The sequence below is a fragment of the Actinoplanes auranticolor genome (genome assembly GCF_018332655.1).
Taxonomy (GTDB): domain Bacteria; phylum Actinomycetota; class Actinomycetes; order Mycobacteriales; family Micromonosporaceae; genus Actinoplanes; species Actinoplanes auranticolor.
On the sequence record NZ_BOQL01000073.1, the window covers coordinates 98,826 to 115,398 of the forward strand.

Genomic DNA, 16,573 nt, shown 5'->3' on the forward strand with positions numbered 1-16,573 from the left:
ATGCCGCCCCGCGCCGACGGGACACCGCGCCGGGGCCAGGAGCCCCGGCGCGGTGCTTCTCCTGACCTGCCGCCGGCCGACGGCTCCGGGCGCGACGACGACCGGGCCCGCGGCTTCGGCGGCATCGGCGACGCGCGGGCGTACACGCCGCGCGGCCGGACCGTGCGCGAGGGCGACCAGCGCACCCGCTCGCCGCGCACCGGTCGCAACACCGATCCGTTCCGTCCCGCGCTGCAGGTGCTGGACGGCGGCCGGCCGGTCCGCGACCGGCGCCCCGAGGTGGAGGCCGAGGACGAGCCGGAGCCACCGCGCCGCGGACAGGACAAGCCGGGCCGGGACGCACAGAGCCAGCGCGAGCCGGGCCGGGAGAAGCGGGGCCGGGAGAGGCCGGGTCGCGAGCTGCCGGACCAGCGGCCGGAGCGCCCGGCCCGGGAGCCGAGGGCGCGTGCCGCCGAGGACCGGGCCGTCCGGGGCGAGGGACGTCCGACGCTGAGCCGTGCCGCCGAGGCGCGGGCCGCCAAGGCGCGGGCCGCGGAGGGCCGTGGCACCCAGAGCCGTGGCACCCAGAGCCGGGCGGCGCAGAGCCGTGCTGCCCAGGGGCGGGCCGCTCAGGGGCGGGCCGCTCAGGACCGAGCTGCGCAGGATGGTTTCGACGACGACGAGTGGGACGAGACACCACGCCGGGGTGGCCGGGCCACCGCCGGTGCCACCCGGGCGCGTTCGACCGCCAACCCGCGGCGGGGCGCTGCTGGTGGCCGTACCGATGCGAGTGCCCGGACCGGACGTGAGCGCAAGGTCGCCGCCCCGCCCGGACCCCGGCGTGCGCCGGCGCGGTCCGCGGCGCCGGTCCGGCCCGGCGCCCGGCGGCCCGCGCCACTGATCCCGGCCGAGCCGCCGCGGCTCGCCAACGGCACCCGCCGGCTGCGGCTGGGCACCGTGCTCGCGCTGACCCTGTTCGTCGCGATCGGCGTCCGGCTGGTCGTGCTCCAGGTCGGTGGCTCCGCCGCGGCCGCGGACAGCCTGCTCGAGCAGCGCGAGAAGCGCCTCACCGAGGTCGTACTCCCGGCGCCGCGCGGCAGCATCCTGGACAGCTCCGGCGCGGTGCTGGCGCACAGCGTCGAGGCGCGGTACATCTACGCCGACCCGGAGATGATCAAGGATCCGGTCGCCGCGGCGGCCAGGCTCTCCCCGAAGCTGGGCATCCCGCCGTCCAAGCTGATCCAGCTCATGGCCAAGAAGAAGCGTCCCGGCGGCGGTCCTTCGCGCTTCGAGTACCTGGCCCGCGGGGTCGACATCGCGGTCGCCGACGAGATCGCCGCGATGAAGATCCCCGGCATCAGCTCCGACCGTGACGAGCGCCGCGACATCCCGGGCGCCGACCTCGCGGCCAACCTGATCGGCTTCACCGGCGACGACCACACCGGGCTGGAAGGCATCGAGGCCCGCTACGACGAGCTGCTGCGTGGCACCGACGGCAAGCGGGTGTTCGAGATCGGCCGGGGCGACCTGGCCATGGAGATCCCGGGCGGGTACCACCGCCAGGACGACGCCTCGCCCGGCTCGTCGATCCAGCTGACCATCAACCGCGACCTGCAGTTCGAGGTCCAGCGGGTGCTGAGCCAGCAGGGTGAGAAGAGCAACGCGACCGTGGCGGCCGCCGTGGTGCTGAACGCCAAGACCGGCGAGGTGCTGGCCCAGGCCAGCTACCCGGCCTACAACGCGGCCAAGCCGGGCGACTTCAAGCCCAAGGACCGCGAGGACGTCGCGACCAGCGTCATCGCCGACCCGGGCTCGACGCACAAGGCCTTCACGATCGGCGCGGCCCTGGAGGAGGGCGTCATCACCCGGGACTCGCTCATCACGGTGGGCCCGGGCCTCAAGCGCGGCGGCTACGACTTCACGGACACCCACCGCCTGCCGGCCGGGACCCGGCTCACCATCCCGGGCGTGCTGGCGTACTCGTCCAACGTCGGCACCATCCGCATCGCCGACAAGCTCGGCAAGGAGAAGCTGTACGACTACCAGCAGCGCTTCGGGCTCGGCCGGGCCACCAACGTGGGCATGCCGGGTGAGGCGACCGGCCGGCTGCTCGCGCCCGGCGAATGGAGCGGCTCGGCCTCCGGCTCGGTGCCGATCGGCATGAGCGTGGACGCCACGCTGATCCAGATGACGGCCGGCTACGGCGCCATCGCCAACGACGGCACCTACATCCAGCCGCACCTGATCAAGTCGACCATCTCCGGCCGGAACGGCTCGGTGACCCCGACTCCGGCGCCCGAGACCCACCGGGTGCTCAGCGCCGGCACCGCCAAGCAGTTGCGCGAGATGATGGAGTCGGTGGTCGACGCCGAGGGCGGGACGGGTGGCCGCGCCGCGGTCGACGGCTACCGGGTGGCGGGCAAGACGGGCACCGGCAAGATGCTGGTCGAGGGCCAGTACACCAAGCACAACGCCGGTTCGTTCATCGGCATGGCCCCGGCCGAGGACCCGCAGTTCGTCATCGGCGTCTTCGCCGACGTGCCGGACGGCACGGGCGGCGACGTGGCCGCTCCGGCGTTCAGCAAGATGATGTCCTCCGCGCTGCGCCACTACCGGGTGCCGCCGTCGGGTAACCCGGAGCCGACCTTCAAACTGAAGGGCTAGGCGCACCGATGGCGTTGGCAGTCCGATGCCGGCCACCGGGTAGGGTCTGACGCCGTGTCCGGCATTCCCCGTCCCCAGACAGTCCGGCCCTCTCGGCTGGCCGACCTCGCGGCGCTGATCAGCGCCGAGCTGGTCGGTCCCGACGCCGAGGTCAGTGGCGTCACGCACGCCAGCGGCGAGGTGCACCCCGGCGACCTCTACGCCGCCCTGCCGGGTGCGCGCCGGCACGGCGCCGAGTTCGCCGGTGCCGCCGCCACCGCGGGTGCCGTCGCGGTGCTCACCGATCCGGCCGGCCGCGACGCCGCGGCCGCCGCCGGACTGCCGGTGCTCGTCGTCGACGACCCGCGGGCGGTCCTCGGGGCCGCCGCGTCGCGGATCTACGGCGACCCCACCGAGCGGCTCACCGTCATCGGCCTGACCGGCACCGCCGGCAAGACCTCGACGGCGTACCTGGTCGAGTCGGGGCTGCGGGCGGCCGGGCTGACCACCGCGCTGATCGGCACCGTCGAGACCCGCCTCGGTGACCTGGTCGTGCAGAGCGTGCGCACCACCCCCGAGGCCACCGACCTGCACGCGATCCTCGCCGCCGCCCTGGAGCGCGGGGTCACCGCCGTGGTCATGGAGGTGTCCAGCCACGCGCTGGCCATGGGCCGCGTCGGCGGGGTGCGCTTCACCGTCGGCGGCTACACCAACTTCGGCCTGGACCACCTGGACTTCCACGCCGACGCCGACGACTACTTCGCGGCCAAGGCGAAGCTGTTCGACGGCCGGTGCCGCTTCGAGGTGCTCAACGCCGACGAGCCGGCGCTGCGGCCGTTGCTCAAGCCGGCCACCATCACGTACTCCGCTGCCGGGGACACCGCGGCCACCTGGTCGGCGAGCGACATCGCCGGCGACGCCTTCGGTCAGCGCTTCACCGCGAACGGTCCGGCCGGGGCGGTGCGCGCGGGTGTCGCGCTGCCCGGCCGGCACAACGTCGCCAACGCGTTGCTGGCGCTCTCCTGCCTGGTGGCGACCGGCATCGACGCGCAGGTCGCCGCCGACGGCATCGCCGCCTGCCGGGGCGTGCCGGGCCGCCTGGAGCGGGTCGACTCGCCCGGTGACGTGTTCGGCGTGGTCGACTACGCGCACAAGCCCGACGCGATCGTGGCCGCGCTGGCCGCGCTGCGTGAGCTCGCGACCACCCGCGGCGGGCACCTGATCTGCGTGATCGGCGCCGGTGGCGACCGCGACCGCGGCAAGCGCCCGCTGATGGGCGCGGCCGCCGCCCGCGGAGCGGACCTGGTCGTCGTCACCGACGACAACCCGCGCACCGAGGACCCGGCCGCGGTCCGCGCGGCGGTCCGCCAGGGCGCCGAGCAGGTCGGCGCCGCTGCGAAGATCATCGAGGTGGCCGGCCGCCGGGCCGCGATCGACGAGGCGGTACGCCTGGCCGGTCCCGGCGACGTGGTGGCGGTCCTGGGCAAGGGACACGAGCGAGGCCAGGAGGTGGACGGCGAGGTGCTGCCGTTCGACGACCGGATCGAGCTGGCCGCCGCGCTGGCCGTACGCGCGGGCGGTGCCGCTTGATCCGGATGACCCTGGACGAGATCGCCGCGGTCACCGCCGGCCACCTCGTCAACGCCGATCCGGCCGCCACCGTCACCGGCGCGGTCGAGTACGACACCCGGGCACTGCGGCCCGGCGGGCTGTTCGTGGCGTTCGCGGGTGAGCGGGTGGACGGCCACGACTTCGCCGCCGCCGCGGTCGCCGCCGGTGCGGCCGGCGTGCTGGGCACCCGCGACACCGGGCAGCCGGGGATCGTCGTCGACGACCCGCTGCGGGCGCTGGCCGCGCTGGCCACCGTCGTCGTACGGCGGCTGCCGGAGCTGACGATCGTCGGGCTCACCGGCTCGTCCGGCAAGACCACGACCAAGGACTACATCGGGCAGCTGCTGGCCCGCCTCGGCCCGGCCGTGGCGCCGGCCGGCTCGCTCAACAACGAGCTCGGCTTCCCGTACACGGTGCTCAAGGCGGACCCGGCGACCCGGTTCCTGGTGCTCGAGATGGGCGCCCGGGGGATCGGGCACATCCGCTACCTGACCGACATGGCCCGCCCGCGGATCGGCGTGGTGCTCAACGTCGGCGCCGCGCACATCGGCGAGTTCGGCTCGGTCGAGGGCACCGCGCAGGCCAAGGGCGAGTTGGTCGAGGCGCTGGGCGAGGACGGCGTCGCGGTGCTCAACGCCGACGACCCGCTGGTGGCCGCGATGGCCACGCGCACCGCGGCCCGGGTCGTGTTCGTCGGCGAGTCCGGGACGGCCACCGTGCGCGCCGTGGACGTGACGCTGGACGAGCGCGGGCGGGCGGCGTACACGCTGCTCACCCCGGCCGGGGCGGCGCCGGTGCGGCTCGCCGTGACCGGCCGCCACCAGGTCGGCAACACCCTCGCCGCCGCGGCCGTCGCGCTGGAGGCCGGGATGGCACCGGCCGCCGTGGCCGCCGCGCTGGGCGAGGTGGGCATCGTCTCCGGCCGCCGGATGGACGTCTTCGACACCACCCAGGGCGTGACGGTCATCGACGACTCGTACAACGCCAATCCGTCGTCCACCGCCGCCGCGCTGCGGGCACTCGCCGCGCTGGGGCGCGGCCGGCGGACGACAGCCGTGCTCGGTCACATGGCCGAGCTCGGTCAATTCGAGACTTCGGGACACGAGGAGGTCGGCCGGCTCGCCGCCGAGCTGGGAGTCGACAGAGTGATAGCGGTCGCGGACAACGCCGCCCCGATCCTCGACGGCGCGGCAACGGTGCCCGCCTGGAAGGGTGCGGCGGTCCTCGCGGCCGACCAGGCGGCAGCCGTCGCGGTGCTGCGGGGCGACCTGCAGCCGGGCGACGTCGTGCTGGTCAAGGGATCGCGGTACCGGACGTGGGAGGTGGCCGACGCGCTACGCGCGGATGCGGCCACGCAGGAGGTAAGCCCGTGAGGGCAGTCATCGTCGCGGCCGCGGTCGCGTTCATCATCTCGCTCTTCGGCACTCCGCTGGCCATCCGCGTGTTCACCGCGCTGAAGGCCGGCCAGCCGATCCGGGCCGTCGGCCCGGCCAGCCACCAGGGCAAGAAGGGCACACCCACGATGGGCGGGGTGGCGTTCATCTTCGCCACCGTGCTGGCCTACGTGGCCGGGCACATCGCCCTGACCACACTGCCCTCGGAGCAGATCGCCCAGGTCCAGCCCACGATGACGGCGCTGGTGCTGCTCGGGCTGTTCGTCTTCTGCGGCGCCGTGGGCTTCCTCGACGACTTCATCAAGGTCCGCCGGCGCAACTCCGCCGGGCTGAGCGCGAAGGGCAAGCTGCTGGGCCAGCTGCTGGTCGGCGGCGGCCTGGGCGTGGCGGCGCTGTACGTGCCCAGCACCAACGGCCAGACCGTGGCCAGCGAGCACATCTCCTTCATCCGCGACATCAGCTTCCTCGACGTCGGCAAGGTCGGCTCGGTGCTGGTCTTCGTCTTCGTCATCATGTCGATGTCCAACGGCGTCAACCTCACCGACGGCCTGGACGGGCTGGCCACCGGAGCCTCGATCCTGGTGCTGGGGGCGTACGGGCTGATCGGCTTCTGGCAGTACCGGCACTGGTGCGGTGACGACACGTACGCCCGGACCGCGAACTACTGCTACGAGGTGCGGGACCCGCTGGAGGTCGCGTTGATCGCGGCGGCGGCGGCCGGCGCCTGTGTGGGCTTCCTGTGGTGGAACACCTCACCGGCCCGGATCTTCATGGGGGACACCGGGGCGTTGGGGCTCGGCGGCCTGATCGGCGGTCTCGCCATGGCGACCCGGACGACGCTGCTGTCGATCATCATCGGCGGTCTGTTCGTGATCATCACGATGTCCGTGGTCATCCAGATCATCTCGTTCAAGACCACCGGCAAGCGGGTCTTCCGGATGTCGCCGCTGCAGCACCACTTCGAGCTGGCGGGCTGGAGCGAGGTCAACATCGTGGTCCGGTTCTGGATCGTGGCCGGCATCTGCGTGGCCATCGGTCTGGGCCTGTTCTACAGCGACTTCCTCGCGGTGATGGGATAGATCTCTCGCGACACGCCAGCTTCGCATCCCGGGGCTGGCGTGTCGCGCCACCATGATGGTCAGCATGGGCGAGGACAAGGTAGACACCCGGCCCGCGGTCACCGTGTCGCCGGCGGCGACCGTGCAGCCCGCCGTGCCCGCCGCCCGGCCCCGGTCGCTGAGCCAGCAGCTGCTGCCCGCGGTGCACGGCCTGCTGGCCCGGCCGCTGTCGTCGTACTACCTCTTGCTCGCCAGCTCCGGTCTGCTGCTGCTGATCGGCCTGACCATGGTCTTCTCCGCGACCAGCGTCAAGGCGTACGCCGAGGACGGCAGCGCCTTCTCCGCCGTCCGCAACCAGCTGATCTTCGCCGTGCTCGGCCTGGTCGGTTTCTGGGTCTGCCAGCGGCTGCCCGCCGGCACCATGCGCTTCCTCGGCAAGTACGTGCTGGTCGGCGCGGTCGTCCTGCTGGCGGTGCTGGACCTGCTGCGGGCGATGCTGGCGGTCGGGGTGGTCGATCCGGTGCCGGGCACCGAGATCGTCAAGCTGGGGCCGCTGAGCGCCGACCTGCTCTGGTTGTACCTCGGCCCGATCGGCGTGCAGCCGTCCGAGATCGCCAAGATCGGCGTGGTGCTCTGGGGCGCCGACATCATCGCCCGCAAGGGCGCTGCGCTGGGCCACTGGCGCGAGCTGGCGATGCCGCTGTTCCCGGTGATCGGCCTGCTGTTCGTCCTGGTCGGCTACAACGACCTGGGCACCATGCTGGTGCTGCTCTCGCTCGTGATCGGGCTGCTGTGGGCGGCCGGGGTGCGGATGCGGGTCTTCGCCGCGCTCGGTGTGCTCGGCCTGTCCGGCATCGGCCTGCTGATCGCCGCGGCGTCGCGCGGTGCGGGCTCCGGCGCGGTCGGCGAGGAGAACTACCGGCTGGCCCGGATCACCGTGCTGTTCAAGCCGATCGAGGACTGCCACTCGGACTTCTGCTACCAGATGGTGCAGGGCCGATCGGCGATCTACGAGGGCGGCTGGTTCGGCGTCGGGCTGGGCAAGGGCGCCCTGAAGTGGAACTGGCTGCCCGCGGCCGAGAACGACTTCATCTACGCCGTGGTGGCCGAGGAGCTCGGGGTGGTCGGCTGTGCCGTCATCCTGGCGCTGTTCGCCGTGCTGGCGTACACCGGCTTCCGGATCGCCCGCCGGGTCGACGACCCGTTCCGCCGGCTGGCCGCCACCGGCATCACCACCTGGCTGGTGGCCCAGGCCGTGATCAACATCGGCGGCGTGGTGGGCCTGCTGCCGATCACCGGGCTGCCGCTGCCGTTCATCTCCACCGGTGGCAGCGCCCTGGTCGTGACGCTGGCCGCGATCGGCATCCTCGCCTCCTTCGCCCGCGCCGAGCCGGACGCCGCCCGGGCCCTGCACGCCCGTCCGCCCGCCCGATGGGTACGGCTACTCTGGGCCCCGCTGCCGCCGCTCCCCCCGCCGCGGCGGCCGGTGAAGTCGCGCCCGCCCGTCCGGTGACCGGACATCCGGGCACCAGATCCGGCGGGGACGGAGAGGAGACGGTGATGGGTCTGCTGCGGTCTGTTGTGCTCGCCGGAGGAGGCACCGGTGGCCACATCTACCCGCTGCTCGCCTTCGCCGACGCCTTGCGCCGCCACTTCCCCGAGGTGCGGATCACGACGCTGGGCAGTCCGCAGGGCATGGAGAACGAGCTGATCCCGCCGGCCGGCTACGACCTGCGGGTCATCCCCGCCTTCCAGCTGCCCCGCTCGATCAACCTGAACCTGCTGCGCACCCCGGACCGGATGTACAAGTCGGCCCATGCGGCCGGTCAGATCCTCGACGAGGTCCAGGCGGACGTGGTGGTCGGGTTCGGCGGGTACGTGTCCGTGCCGGCGTACCTGGCGGCGTGGCGGCGTGAGCTCCCGATCGTCATCCACGAGGTGAACGTGCCCCCGGGCGTGGCCAACCGGATGGGCATGAAGTTCACCAAGAACATCGCGGTGGGGTTCCCGACCCAGCCGCAGCAGGCCGAGTCGCTGCGTGACGCCCGGGTCGTCGGTGTGCCGCTGCGTACGGCCATCACCCGGATGGACCGGCACGCGCTGCGCCCGCAGGCCCTGGCCCATTTCGGGCTGCGCCCCGACCTGCCGGTGCTGTTCGTCTCCGGTGGCTCCTCCGGCGCCCGCACGATCAACCTGGCGGTGGCCGGCGCGGCCAAGAATCTCGCCCACGCGGGCATCCAGGTGCTGCACGTGCAGGGCGGGCGCAACGACCCGTTCGAGATCCCCAGCGATCTGCCGGTGCCGTACGTCGTGGTGCCGTACCTGTCCGACATGAACCTGGGCTACGCCGCCGCCGACCTGATGCTGTGCCGGGGCGGGGCGATCACCGTCGCCGAGACCACTGCGATCGGCATGCCGGCGATCTACGTGCCGTACCCGTTCAGCAACCAGGAGCAGAAGCGCAACGCGTTGCCCGTGGTCGAGGCCGGCGGCGGTCTGCTGGTGGACAACGCCGAGCTGACGCGAGAGTGGATCGAGCGTACGGTCATCCCGCTCGCCCGGGACCCGCAGCGGCTCGCCACAATGGGTGCCGCGGCGGGCGGCTACGGCCGCCGCGACGGCGACGAGGCCCTGCTCGACTTCGTGTGCGAGGCAGTGGCCCGCCGATGAGCTGCACGACAACTAGGGGAGTGGTCCTTTGAACACGGCGGAACTGACGCCGGCCGGCGAGTTGACCGCCGAGCAGCTGGGCACCGTCCACCTCATCGGCATCGGTGGCGTGGGCATGGGCGGCCTGGCCCGGCTGCTGCTGACCCGGGGCGTCCCGGTCTCCGGCAGCGAGCTGCGGGAGTGGCCGGCCCTGGCCGCGCTGCGCGCGCTCGGCGGCACGGTCCACATGGCGCACGAGGCGGCCAACCTCGACGGCGTCGACACGGTCGTCTACTCGACGGCGATCCCGCAGGACCACGTCGAGATCGTCGAGGCGCGCCGGCGCGGGCTGCGGGTGCTGCACCGCTCCGAGGCGCTGGCCGCCGCGATGACCGGGCGCCGCACGATCGCGGTGGCCGGCACGCACGGCAAGACCACCACCACGTCGATCATGACGGTGATCCTGCAGCACGCCGGCGAGGACCCGTCGTTCGTCATCGGTGGCGAGATCTCCGCGGCCGGCTCGAACGGCCACCACGGCTCCGGCAGCTACTTCGTGGCCGAGGCGGACGAGAGCGACAAGTCGTTCCTGATCTACCGCCCGCACGTCGCGATCATCACCAACATCGAGGGCGACCACCTCAACAACTGGGGTGACCTGGCCGGGCTCAAGGCCGGCTTCCTGGAGTTCGCCGAGCTGACCGACCAGGACGGCTTCGTGGTCACCTGCGCCGACGACGAGGGCGTCCAGGAGCTCATCGCCGCGCTGCGCGCCGCCGGCCGCACGGTCTTCACCTACGGCGAGTCCGAGGGCGCCGACCTGCGGATCACCGACGTGGTCTCCTCCGTGCAGGGCGTGCGTTACCAGGCCACGCTGGACGGCAAGCCGCTCGGCGAGATCTCGCTGGCGCTGCCCGGCCGGCACATGGGCCTCAACGGCGCCGCGGCCGTGCTGACCGCGATGCGGCTCGGCATCCCGCTGCAGAAGATCACCGAGGCGCTCAGCTCCTTCCCGGGGGTGCGGCGGCGCTTCGAGCGCAAGGGCACGGTCGCCGGCGTACGGGTCTACGACGAGTACGCGTACCACCCGACCTCGGTCAAGGCCGCGCTGCGCACGCTGCGTGAGGTGGCCGGGGACGGCCGGCTCGTGGTGGTCTTCCAGCCGTACCGGGTCTACCGCACCCGTGACCTGCAGGCCGAGCTGGCCGAGGGGCTGGCCCTGGCCGACGAGGTGATCGTCATGGAGGTCTTCGGGCCCGGCGAGCAGCGTGGTCCCGGTGAGGGCGGCGTCGCCCTGACCGCGGCGATCGATCTGCCGGCGGAGCAGAAGGTCTTCGTGCCGTCGTGGGAGGACGTGCCGGCCGAGGTGCTGCGGCGCAGCCGGCCCGGCGACGTCGTGGTCACCATGGGCGCGCCGCCGATCTCGATGATGGGTGACGAGCTGCTGGTCGCCCTGGCCGAGTCCTGACGAAGCGGGGAGTGCATGAGCGACGGCGGGGGCGGGCGTAGCTGGCGGCTGGTGCGGGCGGACACGGATGCCGTGCCGACCTCGGTCCGGCGGTTCATGGCCCGCGCCCGGCGGCGCAAGCTCCGCGCGGCGCTGCCCTGGGCGGTGACCGCGGGCGTGCTGGCCGTCGTGGGCGCGCTGGCCTGGCTGGTCTACGGCACGTCGGTGCTGGGGGTGCGCCAGGTCGAGGTGGTCGGCACCGATTCGCTCGCGCCGCTGCAGGTGCAGGAGGCTGCGGCCGTACGGATGCAGCAACCCCTGGCCGGCGTCGACCTGGACCGGATCCGCGGCCGGGTCGAGGGTCTGCCCCCGGTCGACCGCGCCGTGGTGTCCCGCAGCTGGCCCGGGACCGTCGTGATCGAGGTCGTGGAGCGCACGCCGGTCGCCGCCGTGCCGGTGGGCAAGGAGTTCACCCTGATCGACGGGGAGGGCGTCGCCTACCGCACGGTCCCGCAGCGCCCGGCCGGCCTGCCGCTGGCCCAGCTGGCCGCGCCCGGTCCGGACGACATCAACACCCGGTCCGCCCTGACCGTGTTGTCGTCGCTCACCGCCGAGCTGCGCGAGCAGGTCGTGTCGATCACCGTCCAGGCTCCCGCGCAGGTCCGGCTCGGCCTGCGCAAGGACCGCGAGGTGTTCTGGGGCGACGAGACCCAGAGCGAGCGAAAGGCCCAGGTGGCCACCGCGCTGCTGGAGCGCAAGGGCGACACGATCGACGTGAGCGCCCCGGACGTGGTGACCATCCGCTAACCGGACAAAGGCGTCCGAACGGCGCATTCCGTCCAAGGTTACGGCTGAGTCGGATACTCGCCACGTAAGCGGACGCCGACACGCCGCGTCGGTCCTTGGTTGTCGCCTGTCCGCCGCTTACGTTGCCCCGAGAGGTTCGAGTAGTTGACATAACACTAAGCCTCTAGTAGAGGGTGAGGGTTTCCTCGCCCTCCCTTGTACGGCGCGGGTATCGATGGCGGTTCTTGGCCGGACCGCTGGGGCCCTCGACACCCACAACCCTGAAGGGAAGGCTGAGCCCGATGACACCTCCGCACAACTACCTTGCGGTCATCAAGGTCGTCGGCATCGGCGGCGGCGGCGTCAACGCCGTGAACCGCATGATCGAGGTTGGGCTCAAGGGAGTCGAATTCATCGCGATCAACACCGATGCGCAGGCGCTGCTGATGAGCGACGCCGACGTCAAGCTCGACGTCGGCCGCGAACTCACCCGCGGTCTCGGTGCCGGCGCGCAGCCGGACGTCGGCAAGAACGCCGCCGAGGACCACCGCGACGAGATCGAGGAAGTCCTCAAGGGCGCCGACATGGTCTTCGTGACCTGCGGCGAGGGCGGCGGCACGGGCACCGGCGGCGCGCCCGTGGTGGCCAACATCGCCCGCAAGCTGGGCGCCCTGACCATCGGCGTGGTCACCCGGCCGTTCTCGTTCGAGGGCAAGCGCCGCCAGGTGCAGGCCGAGGCGGGCATCGACGAGCTGCGCAACCAGTGCGACACCCTCATCGTGATCCCGAACGACCGGCTGCTCGCGCTGGGCGACCGCGGCATCAGCATGATGGACGCGTTCCGCCAGGCCGACCAGGTGCTGCTCTCCGGCGTGCAGGGCATCACCGACCTGATCACCACCCCGGGCCTGATCAACCTGGACTTCGCCGACGTCAAGAGCGTGATGAGCGGCGCCGGCAGCGCCCTCATGGGCATCGGCAGCGCGCGTGGCGACAACCGCGCCGTCGAGGCGGCCGAGAAGGCCATCTCCAGCCCGCTGCTGGAGCAGAGCATGGACGGCGCGCGCGGCGTGCTGCTCTCCATCGCCGGCGGTTCCGACCTGGGCCTGTTCGAGATCAACGACGCGGCCCAGCTGGTCACCGACGCGGCGCACCCGGACGCCAACATCATCTTCGGTGCGGTCATCGACGACGCGCTGGGCGACGAGGTCCGGGTCACGGTCATCGCCGCGGGCTTCGACGGGGGCACGCCCTCGTACAAGCCGGCTGAGCCCGCCCGCAAGGTGGTCCAGCAGGCCTCGGCGCCGCCCGCGGTCGCGCCGTCCTCACCGGTGCCGGTGACGCCGCCGACGCCGCCCGCCGCGACCACCCCGCCGCCGCGCCGGGTGCTCTTCGACGACGTGGACGTGCCGGACTTCCTGAAGAACGGCTCCTGAGTATTGGATCGAGAGGCGCGCCGCGACGAGCTGGCGGCCTCGCTGGACGAGGTGCGCCGGCGGATCGAGCGTGCCTGCACGGCGGCCGGCCGTGATCCCGGGTCGGTGACCCTGGTCGCGGTGACCAAGACGTACCCGGCGAGCGATGTGGAGTTGCTCGCCGGGCTCGGCGTCACCGACGTCGGGGAGAACAAGGATCAGGAAGCGGCAGCGAAGGCGGCGGCCGTGGCGGCTCCACTGCGCTGGCACTTCGTCGGGCAGCTGCAGCGCAACAAGGCCAAGTCGGTCGTCACGTACGCCGACGTCGTGGAATCGGTCGACTCGACGCGCCTGGCCGGGGCGCTCGCCACGGCCGCGGCCCGGCTCCGCGAGCGCCCGCTCGACGTGCTGGTGCAGGTCAGCATCGACGGCGATCCGGCCCGGGGCGGGGCGGTGGCCGACGGCAGCGACCCCGACCGTGACCTGTGGCGGGTGGCGGCGGCGGTGGAAGAGGCCGAGGGCCTGCGGCTGGGCGGCGTGATGGCGGTGGCGCCGCGCGGGTGGGAGCCGGCCCGGGCATTCGAGGATCTCGCTGGGCTGGCGGCCCGGCTGCGAGCGGATCATCCCGGCGCGACCGACATTTCGGCCGGCATGAGCGGCGACCTCGAGCAGGCCGTCCGGCACGGCGCGACACACGTACGGATCGGTACTTCTTTACTCGGGATGCGAAACACGCTGCGGTAGCCTTGCGGCGGGCAGCAAACTACATACGTGTTGTTTACGCGCGACGTGCCTCGGCCGACGCGCCCGGACGACGCAGCGTCGCAGCGGGCCGTGGTCATGTTTACCGATCGCGGTTTCCGTGCAAGGGGGGACGCGGCACGCCGAGGGGGCGCGGGCCGCACAGCGGACGGAGGTGGGGGCATGGACGAGCGGTTCGGCGCCGAGCAGGGGCTGGTGAAGTCATGAGCGCTTTGCGTAAGGCCGGCGTGTGGCTCGGCCTCGTGGAAGAGGACGACCAGTACGACGACCGCTACCGCGACGGTGGCGGCTACCGCGAGCGTGAGCGCGACCGGGACCGCGACTCCGGTTACCGCTACGCCGACGAGTTCGCCGACGAGGAGGACGACGTCGAGGAGGCGCCCGCGCTGCCGCGGGCCCGCCAGGAGCGCAGCGGCCGCCTCGAGCGTGCCGCCGCCCGCCTCGACCTCGACCGGGACGACCACGACCGGCCGGAACGGCAGGAGCGCGCGAGCGTCCGCTCGATCACCCGGCCGGCGGCGCCGGCGGCCGCCGAGCCGTCGGGCTACTCCACCCGCGACAACCTCGCGCTGGCCCCGCAGACCCAGGTGCACCAGCGGGTCGTCGAGGAGGACCAGCGCTACCAGATCACCACGCTGCACCCCACCACCTACCGCGAAGCGCGCACCATCGGCGAGCACTTCCGCGACGGTGTACCGGTCATCATCAATCTCACGGAGATGGATGAAGGGGACGCCCGCCGGCTGGTCGACTTCGCCGCCGGGCTGGCCTTCGGTCTGCGCGGTACGATCGAGCGCGTGACCAACCGGGTATTCCTGCTCTCACCGGCCAACGTCCAGGTCACGGCAGAGGACAAGGCCAAGATCGCTGAGGGCGGTTTCTTCAACCAGAGTTGACCCTAACGAGGGACCCGCCTGACGTGCTGTCGATCGTGTTTCAGATCATCTATCTGCTGCTCTATGTGTTTTTCCTGACCCTGCTCGCCCGGTTCGTCCTGGGTGCGGTGCTGCAGTACGGGCGTCGGTGGCAGCCGGGCCGAGGGGCGTCGGCGGCATTGGAATCGGTGTGGAGCGTCACTGATCCACCCCTCAAGGCGTTGAGGCGTGTGATCCCACCGCTTCGAATTGGTACCGTGAGTTTGGACCTGGCGTCCCTGGTCCTGCTGGTTATCCTGTTCGTGCTTTTGAACTTCGTGTTAGCGCGTCTGATCATCGCGTTCGCGTGACAGCGTCCGCCTGATCGACTGCGCCCCACGCGGCCGCAACTGACCCGAGGAGTTTCGATGCCGCTGACCCCGGCGGACGTGCACAACGTCGCCTTCAAGAAACCCCCTATCGGCAAGCGGGGGTACGACGAGGAGGAGGTCGACGCCTTCCTGGACGAGGTCGAGCGCGAACTCGCCCGTCTGATCGAGGAGAACAACGAGCTGCGCGCCCAGGTGGAGCGCGGCGGTCGGGGTGGCGCACCAGCCGGCCCGAGCGCCGACCCGCGGATGGCGGCGGAGCTCAACGAGATGAAGGCCCAGCTCGACCGGGTGCAGCGCGACAAGTCTGCCGCTGAGCAGGCTGCCCGGCAGATGCAGGCCGAGCTGGAGCAGGTCCGGGCCCAGGGCCCGGTCGGCGCCGGTGCCGGAGCCCCCACGGGCGCCGACGGCGAGCAGCAGGCGCTGCGCGTGCTGATGATGGCCCAGCGTACGGCCGACGACCACGTGTCGGACGCCCGCCGCGAGGCCGACAAGCTTCTCTCCGACGCCCGCTCCAAGGCGGAGGAGGTCACCCGTGAGGCCCGCGCCAAGGCGGACGCTCTGGAGCGCGACGCGCGCCAGCGGCACCAGGAGGCCATGGGCGGCCTGGACGCCAAGCGGTCGGCGCTGCAGAAGCACATCGAGGAGCTCAAGCAGTTCGAGCGGGAGTACCGCACGCGGCTGAAGGCGTACCTCGAGAGCCAGCTGCGCGACCTCGACGGTCGTGGCCAGGGCCTCGAAGCCGAGATGACCCGCGCCGACGCCAACCGTTCGGTCGGCGGCTCCGGTGGCCTCGCGGCCGCGGGCCTCGCCGGCTCGTACGGCGGCAGCCGCGCCAACTCCATCGAGACCGGCCGCTGAGCCACCTCGGCTTGCGGAACGGTTCCACAGCGGCGGGGATGAGCCATGATCGTTGTTAGTCTGCTGCTCATCCTCGTCGCCGTCACGCTGCTCGTGCTCGGCCTCGTGGGCGGGTCGAGCCCCCTGCTGATCAGCTCCATCGTCGCCAGCCTGCTGGCCGCGGTGGCCCTGGTCATCGGCGCCCGCCAGGCCTCGGCCGCCCGGCGCACGGCGACGGCCCCGGCCGGCGATGCCGTACGCACGGGCCGCCGCCCGGAGTCGGACTTCCCCCGCGACGCTCCGCTCGTCGGGGAGGAAGCTTCCGTCGCGTACGCGGCGGGCCGCCGGGACACGGAGGAGTACCCGCCGGGGCCGGACGCGACCCAGCGGGTGCAGCCGGATGCCGACCTCTACGACTACGACGACGCTGCGGCCGGCCGGCCTTCCTCGGGTCAGACGGCCGGCCCGGCGCCGACGGAACAGGCACCGGACCCGGCGGACGCCGACTACGACCGCGCCGCGAATCTGATCGGCGGCGCCCGCGCTGACGGCAACCGCGCGGCTGACGCCCGCACTGCCGACGCCCGCACTGCCGACGGCCGCCTCGACGATCCCCGCTCTGACGACCCTCGCTCTGACGATCCCCGCCTGGCTGACGGCCGCCTCCACGAAGCCGGCCTCGACGCCCGTGGCGCCGATGCCCGTCTCGACGATGCCGGCCCCGGCGGCGCCGCCCGTGCCGACGA

General features: G+C 72.6%; 14 protein-coding genes. All 14 read left to right on the forward strand.

Annotation, left to right across the window (positions count from 1 at the left end; genetic code table 11):
• A complete protein-coding gene (locus tag Aau02nite_RS40185; protein WP_212993902.1) occupies nt 1-2,643 on the forward strand; it encodes a penicillin-binding transpeptidase domain-containing protein in 2,643 nt (880 codons plus the stop codon).
• 54 nt (nt 2,644-2,697) lie between these two features.
• Entirely contained in the window at nt 2,698-4,212 is a 1,515-nt protein-coding gene (locus Aau02nite_RS40190; protein ID WP_212993903.1) for a UDP-N-acetylmuramoyl-L-alanyl-D-glutamate--2,6-diaminopimelate ligase, read from the forward strand.
• On the forward strand, nt 4,209-5,606 hold the full coding sequence (locus Aau02nite_RS40195) for a UDP-N-acetylmuramoyl-tripeptide--D-alanyl-D-alanine ligase (protein WP_212993904.1): 1,398 nt from the start codon (nt 4,209-4,211) through the stop codon (nt 5,604-5,606). Before Aau02nite_RS40190 ends, Aau02nite_RS40195 begins: the two co-directional genes overlap by 4 nt.
• Nucleotides 5,603-6,706, forward strand: coding sequence for a phospho-N-acetylmuramoyl-pentapeptide-transferase (gene mraY / locus Aau02nite_RS40200; RefSeq protein WP_212993905.1), 1,104 nt, complete (start codon nt 5,603-5,605; stop codon nt 6,704-6,706). Before Aau02nite_RS40195 ends, mraY begins: the two co-directional genes overlap by 4 nt.
• Nucleotides 6,707-6,770: 64 nt before the next feature.
• Nucleotides 6,771-8,198: an FtsW/RodA/SpoVE family cell cycle protein gene (locus Aau02nite_RS40205; protein ID WP_246595809.1), complete on the forward strand. Its 1,428-nt coding sequence runs from the start codon at nt 6,771-6,773 to the stop codon at nt 8,196-8,198.
• A gap of 47 nt (nt 8,199-8,245) precedes the next feature.
• Nucleotides 8,246-9,355, forward strand: coding sequence for an undecaprenyldiphospho-muramoylpentapeptide beta-N-acetylglucosaminyltransferase (gene murG, locus Aau02nite_RS40210; RefSeq protein WP_212993907.1), 1,110 nt, complete (start codon nt 8,246-8,248; stop codon nt 9,353-9,355).
• A gap of 28 nt (nt 9,356-9,383) precedes the next feature.
• Nucleotides 9,384-10,802, forward strand: a complete 1,419-nt coding sequence (murC, locus tag Aau02nite_RS40215) for a UDP-N-acetylmuramate--L-alanine ligase (protein ID WP_212993908.1) — start codon at nt 9,384-9,386, stop codon at nt 10,800-10,802.
• A gap of 15 nt (nt 10,803-10,817) precedes the next feature.
• Nucleotides 10,818-11,588: a cell division protein FtsQ/DivIB gene (locus Aau02nite_RS40220; protein ID WP_212993909.1), complete on the forward strand. Its 771-nt coding sequence runs from the start codon at nt 10,818-10,820 to the stop codon at nt 11,586-11,588.
• Nucleotides 11,589-11,869: 281 nt separating this feature from the next.
• The gene (ftsZ, locus tag Aau02nite_RS40225) at nt 11,870-13,003 is read left to right on the forward strand and encodes a cell division protein FtsZ (protein WP_212993910.1); all 1,134 of its coding nucleotides are present in this window, start codon (nt 11,870-11,872) and stop codon (nt 13,001-13,003) included.
• A gap of 3 nt (nt 13,004-13,006) precedes the next feature.
• Entirely contained in the window at nt 13,007-13,726 is a 720-nt protein-coding gene (locus tag Aau02nite_RS40230) for a YggS family pyridoxal phosphate-dependent enzyme (protein WP_212993911.1), read from the forward strand.
• Nucleotides 13,727-13,947: 221 nt separating this feature from the next.
• Nucleotides 13,948-14,640 (forward strand): cell division protein SepF, encoded by a 693-nt coding sequence (locus tag Aau02nite_RS40235; RefSeq protein WP_212993912.1) that lies wholly within the window; start codon nt 13,948-13,950, stop codon nt 14,638-14,640.
• A 23-nt stretch (nt 14,641-14,663) separates the two neighbouring features.
• Nucleotides 14,664-14,969 (forward strand): YggT family protein, encoded by a 306-nt coding sequence (locus Aau02nite_RS40240; protein WP_203762600.1) that lies wholly within the window; start codon nt 14,664-14,666, stop codon nt 14,967-14,969.
• A 57-nt stretch (nt 14,970-15,026) separates the two neighbouring features.
• Nucleotides 15,027-15,848, forward strand: coding sequence for a DivIVA domain-containing protein (locus Aau02nite_RS40245; RefSeq protein WP_212993913.1), 822 nt, complete (start codon nt 15,027-15,029; stop codon nt 15,846-15,848).
• Nucleotides 15,849-15,893: 45 nt separating this feature from the next.
• Nucleotides 15,894-16,573 (forward strand): hypothetical protein (locus Aau02nite_RS40250; protein ID WP_212993927.1); only part of this gene is annotated, 680 nt, incomplete at its 3' end.